This window comes from Stenotrophomonas sp. TEPEL, from assembly GCF_004348785.1.
Taxonomy (GTDB): Bacteria; Pseudomonadota; Gammaproteobacteria; order Xanthomonadales; family Xanthomonadaceae; genus Stenotrophomonas; species Stenotrophomonas indicatrix.
The window spans coordinates 2,568,748-2,574,679 of record NZ_QQXJ01000001.1; the positions used below are offsets into that span (position 1 = coordinate 2,568,748).

Annotated in this window: 5 protein-coding genes; 4 read left to right on the top strand and 1 reads right to left on the bottom strand. The window is 66.7% G+C overall.

The window, feature by feature from the left end:
- The first annotated feature begins 462 nt into the window (after nucleotides 1–462).
- A complete protein-coding gene (htpG, locus tag TEP_RS11575; protein WP_132825376.1) occupies nucleotides 463–2,355 on the top strand; it encodes a molecular chaperone HtpG in 1,893 nt (630 codons plus the stop codon).
- 248 nt (nucleotides 2,356–2,603) lie between these two features.
- Here htpG and TEP_RS11580 read toward each other — a convergent pair whose 3' ends face one another.
- A complete protein-coding gene (locus TEP_RS11580) occupies nucleotides 2,604–2,906 on the bottom strand; it encodes a hypothetical protein (protein ID WP_132825377.1) in 303 nt (100 codons plus the stop codon).
- Nucleotides 2,907–3,037: 131 nt separating this feature from the next.
- On the opposite strand from TEP_RS11580, the gene ftsY reads away from it, so the two are divergent.
- The 3 genes from ftsY (at nucleotide 3,038) to TEP_RS11595 (ending at nucleotide 5,894) form a co-directional block, all read left to right on the top strand.
- Complete coding sequence (gene ftsY / locus TEP_RS11585; RefSeq protein WP_132825378.1) at nucleotides 3,038–4,378, top strand: signal recognition particle-docking protein FtsY; 1,341 nt, start codon at nucleotides 3,038–3,040, stop codon at nucleotides 4,376–4,378.
- A gap of 116 nt (nucleotides 4,379–4,494) precedes the next feature.
- The gene (gene mutY / locus TEP_RS11590) at nucleotides 4,495–5,619 is read left to right on the top strand and encodes an A/G-specific adenine glycosylase (protein ID WP_132825379.1); all 1,125 of its coding nucleotides are present in this window, start codon (nucleotides 4,495–4,497) and stop codon (nucleotides 5,617–5,619) included.
- A 5-nt stretch (nucleotides 5,620–5,624) separates the two neighbouring features.
- On the top strand, nucleotides 5,625–5,894 hold the full coding sequence (locus TEP_RS11595; protein ID WP_132825380.1) for an oxidative damage protection protein: 270 nt from the start codon (nucleotides 5,625–5,627) through the stop codon (nucleotides 5,892–5,894).
- The last annotated feature ends 38 nt before the right edge of the window (nucleotides 5,895–5,932 follow it).

The following is a 5,932-nucleotide window of genomic DNA, read 5'->3' on the forward strand; positions in this document are numbered from 1 at the left end:
CTGCAAGTACGTCCATGTAAGCTCGGTCGCCGCATCCATGCGGCTCACGCCCCCNCAACCGGACCCACCCCGCCTTCGACAGTTTTCCGCGATCTGCAGTAGATCCACGCCATGCGTGGATGAACATCTGTCAGATTTCGAAGGATTTGATGAGATCAGAAGCCCAGCCGTTGTCACCGTCACCGGGAAACTGTCAGNGGTGGGGCGGTGTGGGNTGGCNGGACCGCAGGCGCCATGGATGGCGCCTACGAGCCCCCATGGAAGGGTTTACGGCGTGTCCTGCCAACCCACACCGCCCCGCCAAGCAAACAGACAACCCAGAGCCAGCTGTTGCTGTTGCTTTGGCCTCNGCGGGTGCCGGGCGCAGCCCGGCCGACCAACCCCTTGATTTCGGGACAATCACCCCTACCCCTTGGCGAGGCCGCACGCGCTTGCGCGCCACCGCACATGGAGCCCTACCCGATGACCGAGACGACCCAGACCGAAACCCTTGGCTTCCAGACCGAAGTCAAGCAGCTGCTGCAGCTGATGATCCACTCGCTGTACTCCAACAAGGAGATCTTCCTCCGCGAGCTGGTCTCCAATGCCGCCGACGCCGCCGACAAGCTGCGCTTCGAAGCCCTGACCCAGCCTGAGCTGCTGGAAGGCGACAGCGAGCTGCGCGTGCGCGTCAGCTTCGATCCGGCCGCCCACACCATCACCATCGACGACAACGGCATCGGCATGAGCCGCGCCGATGCCATCACCCACCTCGGCACCATCGCCAAGTCCGGCACCGGCGACTTCCTGCGCCAGCTGTCCGGCGACCAGAAGAAGGACTCGCAGCTGATCGGCCAGTTCGGCGTCGGCTTCTACAGCGCCTTCATCGTCGCCGACGAAGTGGAAGTCACTTCGCGCCGCGCCGGCCTGGCCGCCAATGAAGGCGTGCGCTGGACCTCGCGTGGCGAAGGCGATTTCGATGTCGCTACCATCGACAAGGCCGAGCGCGGCACCCGCATCGTCCTGCATCTGAAGGACGGCGAGCACGACTTCGCCGACGGCTGGCGCCTGCGCAGCATCCTCAAGAAATACTCGGACCATATCGGCCTGCCGATCCAGATGCCGAAGGAAGGTGGCGAAGAAGGCGCCGCGGCCGAATGGGAAACCGTCAACCGCGCCAGCGCGCTGTGGACCCGTCCGCGCACCGAGATCAGCGACGCCGAGTACACCGAGTTCTACAAGCACGTTGCACACGATCACAGCGATCCGCTGGCGTGGAGCCACAACAAGGTCGAAGGCAAGCTGGAGTACACCTCGCTGCTGTACGTGCCTGGCCGCGCGCCGTTCGACCTGTACCACCGCGATGCACCCAAGGGCCTGAAGCTGTACGTGCAGCGCGTGTTCGTGATGGACCAGGCCGAGCAGTTCCTGCCGCTGTACCTGCGCTTCATCAAGGGCGTGGTCGATTCCAACGACCTGTCGCTGAATGTCTCGCGCGAGATCCTGCAGTCCGGCCCGGTCATCGATTCGATGAAGGCCGCGCTGACCAAGCGTTCGCTGGACATGCTGGAGAAGCTGTCCAGCGACAAGCCCGAGCAGTACGCCACGTTCTGGAAAGAGTTCGGCCAGGTGCTGAAGGAAGGCCCGGCCGAGGACTACAACAACCGTGAGAAGGTCGCTGGCCTGCTGCGCTTCGCTTCCACCCGTGGCGACGGCGATGCACAGACCGTCTCGTTGGCCGACTACATCGGCCGCATGGCCGAAGGCCAGGACAAGATCTATTACCTGACCGGCGAGAGCTACAGCCAGGTGCGCAACAGCCCGCACCTGGAAGTGTTCCGCAAGAAGGGCATCGAAGTCCTGCTGCTGACCGATCGCATCGACGAGTGGCTGATGGGCTACCTGACCGATTTCGACGGCAAGGGCTTCGTCGACATCGCCCGTGGCGACCTCGACCTGGGCGCGCTGGAGAGCGAAGCGGACAAGCAGGAGCAGGAAGCCGCAGCCAAGGACAAGCAGGGCCTGGTCGAGCGCCTGAAGAACGTGCTGGGCGATGACGTGGCCGAAGTGCGCGTGTCGCACCGCCTGACCGATTCGCCTGCGGTGCTGGCCATCGGCGAACAGGACCTGGGCCTGCAGATGCGCCAGATCCTGGAAGCCAGCGGCCAGAAGGTTCCCGACAGCAAGCCGGTACTGGAGATCAACCCGGGTCACCCGTTGATCGCCAAGCTGGATGCCGAAGCCGATGGCGCACGTTTCGACGACCTGGGCCGGGTGCTGTTCGACCAGGCCGCACTGGCCGCGGGCGACAGCCTGAAGGACCCGGGTGCCTATGTGGCCCGTCTGAACAAGCTGCTGCTGGAGCTGTCGGCCTGACCGATGCCGGGATCGCCCGGCCTGGTGGGTGCCAACCTCGGTTGGCACCGCCATTGCCCCGGTAGATGCCCACCTTGGTTGGCGCTGCTGTTGGCCTGGTAGATGCCAACCTTGGTTGGCGCTTGAAGAGCTGCCGAGCAGGGCTTGACTGCAAAAGCGTGCCAACCAAGGTTGGCACCTACCAGAGCAGGTCGGATCAGGCACGCACCAGAGCCGGTCGGATCAAGCCCGTCCCGGAGCCGGTCGAATCAGGCCTGCCGATCCAGCAGCGAGCCCAGCATCTGGTCCTCGCGGCGGATCAGCGCGGCATTGGCAGCGAAGGCCACCACCTCGGCCTTGGCAGCCAACAGGTCACCCAGCGGTGCAGTCGGATCGGTATCGCCATGGGACGTCACGCGGGTGTCCACCCCGCCCTGCGCTGCGGCATCGCGCTGCAGTTGCAGTCGTGGCGCATCGGGGATCGCCAGGTTGGCCACATTGCGCGCGGCCACCTGCACGCCCTGCTGGGCCGCACGCATCCCGCTGAGCGCAACACCTGTCACATCGTTCATCGGCGGTCTCCCAGGCCACCCAACGCAGCCCTCCGGACCGGTTAACGGCCGCGCAGCTGCGACCTTGAGTCCACGCCGGCCATACAGGCCCGGGTGGTAGCATATCCCTCTGATTTCAGCGCCTTTTGCCAATGCTCAGTTTTTTCCGCCGCAAGAAGCCCCAGGACGCCGCCACACCGGACGCGCCCAAGACCCAGCACTACTCGGCTGAAGAGCTGGCGGCGGCATTCCCGTCGGCAGCGCCACCCGAGCAGGCCCCGGCCGCACCGGTAGCCCCGCCGATGGTGGAAGCGCCTGTGCCAGCTGCCACGCCCGAGGTCGTTTCGCCCGCAGCGTCAACCGCGCCGGCCCCGCAGGCAACACTGCAGACGGCGCAGGAAACCCTCCGCGAAGCCGCGCCCGCCCGCGTGCTGGCGCCGGAGAACTTCGAAGCCGAAGCGGCCGCCGCCGCCGCAGTGCTTGCCCCGCTGGCTCCGGTCATCCCGGCGCAGGAACCGGCCGCCCCCGCCGCCGACCTGCCGGTACTGGTCGATACCCCGGCCGCACCGGCGGGCAAGCCCGGCTGGCGCGAGCGCCTGCGCAACAGTGCGTTTGCCCGCAGTTTCGGCGGCCTGTTCTCGCGCAACCCCAAGCTCGATGACGACCTGCTGGACGAGATCGAGACCGCGCTGCTGACCGCCGACGTTGGCGTTGCCGCCACCACCGACCTGATCGCCGACCTGCGCAAGCGCATGAAGGCGCGCGAGTTCATCGATGCCAGTGCCCTGCTGGCGGCACTGCGTGCGGACCTGATCGCGATCCTGCAGCCGGTATCCAGGCCGCTGGTCATCGACCGCAACGCCAAGCCCTTCGTGGTGCTGACCGTGGGCGTCAACGGCGTCGGCAAGACCACCACCATCGGCAAGCTGGCCAAGCGTTTCAAGGACGAGGGCCACAGCCTGATGCTGGCCGCTGGCGATACCTTCCGCGCCGCGGCCGTCGCCCAGCTGCAGATCTGGGGCGAGCGCAACGGTGTGGCCGTGGTCGCGCAGGGGCAGAACGCTGATGCCGCCTCGGTGGCCTACGATGCGCTGCAGGCCGGCAAGGCCCGCGGCACCTCGGTACTGATCGCCGATACCGCAGGCCGCCTGCACACCCAGTCCGGGCTGATGAACGAGCTGGGCAAGATCCGCCGCGTGCTCGGCAAGATCGACGAGAACGCGCCGCACGAAGTGCTGATGGTGATCGACGGCACCACCGGCCAGAACGCGCTTTCGCAGCTGCGCCAGTTCAATGCCGCGGTCAAGGTAACCGGCCTGGTGGTGACCAAGCTGGACGGTACCGCCAAGGGCGGCGTGGTGTTCGCGCTGGCCCGCGAGTTCGGCATTCCGATCCGTTTTGCCGGTATCGGCGAGCGCCCGGAGGACCTGCGCGTATTCGATCCGGAAGCCTTCGTCGACGCCCTGTTGCCCGAAGCATTGGGCACTGCCTGACGCGTCCGCATCCACGCATGGCGTGGCTCTACTGCAACCCGGTAGAGCCACCCCATGGGTGACCGGCCGCTGCCGTAGTAGAGCCACCCCATGGGTGGCTGCCCCCTGGAGTACCGATGCCCCGCCAGCCGAACGCCAGCGCCACGTCCGCCCCTGAGCACGGCTTCGTTGCCCGCCTGCTGCACTGGTTCGATGACCACGGCCGCCACGACCTGCCCTGGCAGCATCCGCGCAGCCCGTACCGGGTGTGGTTGTCGGAGATCATGCTGCAGCAGACCCAGGTGGCCACGGTCATTCCGTACTTCCATCGGTTCCTGCAGCACTTCCCCACCCTGCCCGACCTTGCCGCCACCAGCAACGACGCGGTGATGGCGCAGTGGGCCGGCCTGGGCTACTACGCACGTGCACGCAATCTGCACGCGGCCGCCAAGCGCTGCGTCGCCGAGCACGGCGGCGATCTGCCGCGTGATTTCGATGCCCTGCACGACCTGCCCGGCATCGGCCGCAGCACCGCCGGCGCGATCCTCAGCCAGGCCTGGAACGACCCGTTCGCGATCCTCGATGGCAACGTCAAGCGCGTGCTCAGCCGCTATCACGGCGTCGAAGGCTTCCCTGGCCTGCCCGCCATCGAGAAGCATCTGTGGGCCATCGCCGAAGCGCAGGTCGCCCAGGTGCCGGCTGGACGCATGGCCGACTACACCCAGGCGCAGATGGACCTCGGTGCCACGGTCTGCAGCCGGTCCAGACCGGCCTGCGTGATCTGTCCGCTGCAGGCCGATTGCGTGGCACGTCGCGAAGGCCGCACCGCCGAGCTGCCAACCGCAAAGCCAGGCAAGACGCTGCCCGAACGCGAGGCGGTGGCTTTGCTGCTGCGCGACAAGCAGCAGCGCGTACTGCTGCAGAAGCGGCCGGACACCGGCATCTGGGCACAGTTGTGGACGCTTCCGCAGGCCGAAGCGGGCAGCGAGCTGCAGGACTGGTTCGACGTCCACGTCGATGGTTCGCTGGAAGATGCCGAGGAACTGCCAGTGCTGCAGCACACCTTCAGCCACTACAAACTGCACCTGCAGGTATTGTCACGGCAGGTGCGCGGCCTGCGCGTGGAAGAACCCACGCTGCGCTGGGTTGGCGCCGCCGAACTGCCTGCACTGGGCTTGCCTGCCCCCATCCGCAAACTGCTTGAGGGCGCGCCCATCAAGAGCCCGAAGCGAACTTCCGCAAAATCCCGCAACCACGAGTGAGTGCCATGCCCCGAACCGTCTTCTGCCAGTACGAACAACGCGATGCCGAGGGCCTGGACTTCGTGCCTTACCCGGGCGAGCTGGGCCAGCGCGTGTTCAACCACATCGGCAAGCCGGCGTGGACCGCATGGCTGGCACACCAGACCATGCTGATCAACGAGAACCGCCTCTCCCCGCGAAAGCCGGAGCATCGCGCCTTGCTGGAAACGGAACTGGTGAAGTTCCTGTTCGAGAAGGACGCGGAGAAGCCCGCCGGGTTCGTGCCGGAGGCCTGATCTGGAGGTAGCGCCGGGCCATGCCCGGCGTCCAGCCA

What these genes read in the sequence shown, in the direction of transcription:
- htpG (WP_132825376.1), top strand. Translation starts at nt 463, where the DNA reads ATGACCGAGACGACCCAGACCGAAACCCTTGGCTTCCAGACCGAAGTC.
- TEP_RS11580 (WP_132825377.1), bottom strand. Translation starts at nt 2,906, where the DNA reads ATGAACGATGTGACAGGTGTTGCGCTCAGCGGGATGCGTGCGGCCCAG.
- ftsY (WP_132825378.1), top strand. Translation starts at nt 3,038, where the DNA reads ATGCTCAGTTTTTTCCGCCGCAAGAAGCCCCAGGACGCCGCCACACCG.
- mutY (WP_132825379.1), top strand. Translation starts at nt 4,495, where the DNA reads ATGCCCCGCCAGCCGAACGCCAGCGCCACGTCCGCCCCTGAGCACGGC.
- TEP_RS11595 (WP_132825380.1), top strand. Translation starts at nt 5,625, where the DNA reads ATGCCCCGAACCGTCTTCTGCCAGTACGAACAACGCGATGCCGAGGGC.